General features: G+C 67.3%; 3 protein-coding genes. All 3 read left to right on the top strand.

The annotated features are described in order from the left end of the window. The coding region (locus VNS22_RS21120) for a metal ABC transporter permease (protein WP_325735969.1) at window positions 1-388 on the top strand (388 nt) is incomplete at its 5' end. A gap of 50 nt (window positions 389-438) precedes the next feature. Continuing rightward, window positions 439-2070 carry an alpha-amylase family protein gene (locus VNS22_RS21115; protein WP_325735967.1) on the top strand — a complete coding sequence of 544 codons (1632 nt, stop codon included), beginning with the start codon at window positions 439-441 and terminating at the stop codon, window positions 2068-2070. 168 nt (window positions 2071-2238) lie between these two features. Further along, window positions 2239-2911, top strand: a 673-nt coding sequence (locus VNS22_RS21110; protein WP_349261857.1) for a catalase, incomplete at its 3' end; no start/stop codon positions are given.

Below are 2911 nucleotides of genomic sequence, written 5' to 3'. Positions count from 1 at the left end.
CTTCGATCCGACCCATGCCCGGGCGATCGGCCTGCCGGTGCGGCTGCTGCATTACGGCCTGCTGGCGCTGCTGGCGCTGGCGATCGTGGGGGCGCTGAAGGCGGTGGGGCTGATCCTCGCGATCGCACTCCTGATCGCACCGGGGGCGATCGCCTTCCTGCTGACCGACCGGTTCGGCCGGATGCTGCTGATCGCGGTGGCGGTGGCGACGGGCGCGGCGCTGCTGGGCGTGCTGGTGAGCTTCCGCCTGGACAGCGCGCCCGCCCCCACCATCGTCCTGGCGCTCACCGTCCAGTTCGTCCTGGCCTTCCTGTTCGCGCCCAAGCGCGGCGTGCTGGCGAGCCGCCGGCAGGCGCGCACCATGGCCGAGCCACCGACGGCACCCTGAGCGGGGCCGGGCCGTTCCTTTCGGAACGTTCCCCCCACAGGAGAAGCCGGTTGCTCGACCTCTGGTACAAGAACGCCGTCATCTACTGCATCGACGTCGAGACGTTCCAGGACGGCAACGGCGATGGCGTCGGCAACTTCGTGGGCCTGATCGAGCGGCTGGACTACCTGGAAACGCTGGGGGTCACCTGCATCTGGCTCACCCCCTTCTATCCCACCCCCAACCGCGACAACGGCTACGACATCACCGACTTCTACGGGGTCGACCCGCGGCTGGGCACGCTCGGCGACTTCGTCAACTTCACCAGGGCTGCGCGGCACCGGGGGATGCGGGTGATCGTCGACCTGGTGGCCAACCATACCTCGATCGACCATCCCTGGTTCCAGGCCGCGCGCAGCGATCCCAACTCGCCCTACCGCGACTGGTATGTCTGGTCGAAGGAGAAGCCGGCCGACGCGGAGGACGGCGTGGTGTTCCCGGGCGTGCAGGAAAGCACCTGGACCTGGGACGAGCAGGCCGGCGCCTACTACTTCCACCGCTTCTACGAGCACCAGGCCGACCTCAACATCGCCAACCCGGCGGTGACCGAGGAGATCCAGAAGATCATGGGCTTCTGGCTGGAGCTGGGCGTGGTCGGCTTCCGCCTGGACGCGGTGCCCTTCCTGATCGAGTACAAGGGCCTGAAGAGCCATCCCGAGGGCGACCCCCACGAATACCTGACCGAGCTCAGGCGCTTTCTGTCCTGGCGCAAGGCCGAGGCGGTGCTGCTGGCCGAGGCCAACATCCCGATGGACATGGCCGACGAGTATTTCGGCAACGGCGACCGCATGACGATGGTGTTCCATTTCATGCTGAACCAGCATCTGTTCCTGGCACTCGCGCGCGGCGACGGCCGGCCGGTCATGGACATGCTCGAGAACACGCCGAAGATCCCGACGACCGGGCAGTGGGCGCATTTCCTGCGCAACCACGACGAGATCGACCTCGGCCGGCTGAGCGATGCCGATCGGGCGGAGGTGTTCCGGGCGTTCGGGCCGGACCCGGACATGCAGATCTACGAGCGCGGAATCCGCCGCCGGCTGGCGCCGATGCTGGGCGGCGACCGGAAGCGCATCGCCATGGCGTTCAGCCTGATGTTCGCCCTGCCGGGCACGCCCGTGCTCTGGTACGGCGACGAGATCGGCCTGGGTGAAGATCTCCGGCAGCCCGAGCGCAACTCGGTGCGCACGCCGATGCAGTGGAACGGGCTGCGCAACGCCGGCTTCTCGACGGCACCGGCGGACCGGCTGATCCGCCCGGTGATCGCGGAAGGCCCGTTCGGCTATCCCGACCTCAATGTCGAGGTGCAGCTCGACCATCCGGACAGCCTGCTCGAGCAGGTGCGCCGGATGATCCGTGAGCGGCGTTCCCATCCCGAGATCGGCTGGGCCGAGTGCGAGATCGTGGACGCGCGCGAGCCGGCGGTGGTGGCGCTGCGCCGGCAGAGCCCGGTCGGGGAGATCCTCACCCTGCACAATCTCGCCAACCGTGCCGTCGAGGTGCGGCTGGACCTACCGGAGGGGCCGTTGCGGGTGCGTCGGCTGCTGGCCGACCGCGAGAGTGACCTGGACCGGGTGGACGAGGGCACGGCCCGGCTGGCGCCGCATGGCTATGGCTGGCTCAAGCTGGAGCCGTGCGGCTGATCGACGCGGGCGCTCCTGCACCGGATCACTAGACACGGATTAAACTGACCCCAAACATCGCATCGCCCGACCGGCATCCCCATATGCCGGTCGGTTTCGCCTTTCGGTCGAACGCCCTCGTTCTGCCGCCGCAGCCAGAGCCCCCCTGTCTTTCAGGAGATTCTATCGATGGATGATCGTAAGATTCTGACTACGCGTCAGGGTCACCCGGTCCGTGACAACCAGAGCATGCGCACGGTCGGCGAGCGTGGCCCTGCCACCCTCGAGAACTACCAGTTCATCGAGAAGATCACCCATTTCGACCGTGAGCGTATCCCGGAGAGGGTGGTGCATGCACGCGGTGCAGGCGCGCATGGCTGGTTCGAGGCCTATGGCAAGATCGGCAACGAGCCGGCGTCCAAGTACACGCGCGCGCGCGTGCTGAACGAGGTCGGCGTGAAGACGCCGGTGTTCGTGCGCTTCTCCACGGTGATCGGCTCCAAGGACAGCCCCGAGACGGCGCGCGACCCGCGCGGCTTCGCGGTCAAGCTCAAGACCGTCGAAGGCAACTGGGACCTGGTCGGCAACAACCTGAAGATCTTCTTCATCCGGGACGCCATCAAGTTCCCGGACATGATCCACGCGTTCAAGCCGGATCCCGTGACCAACTGCCCCGACCCGCGCCGCGTCTTCGACTTCGACGGACTCAGCCCCGAGTCGCTGCACATGGTGACGTTCGTCTTCAGCCCGTGGGGGATCCCGGCGACCTACCGTCACATGGAGGGCTCCGGCGTCAACACGTACAAGTGGGTGAACGCCGCCGGCGACGCGGTGCTCGTGAAGTACCACTGGATCCCGAAGC

The organism is Geminicoccus sp., assembly GCF_035556675.1.
GTDB lineage: Bacteria > Pseudomonadota > Alphaproteobacteria > Geminicoccales > Geminicoccaceae > Geminicoccus.
Note: the sequence above shows the minus strand (reverse complement) of the source record. Positions and strands in the feature narration are given on the sequence as shown.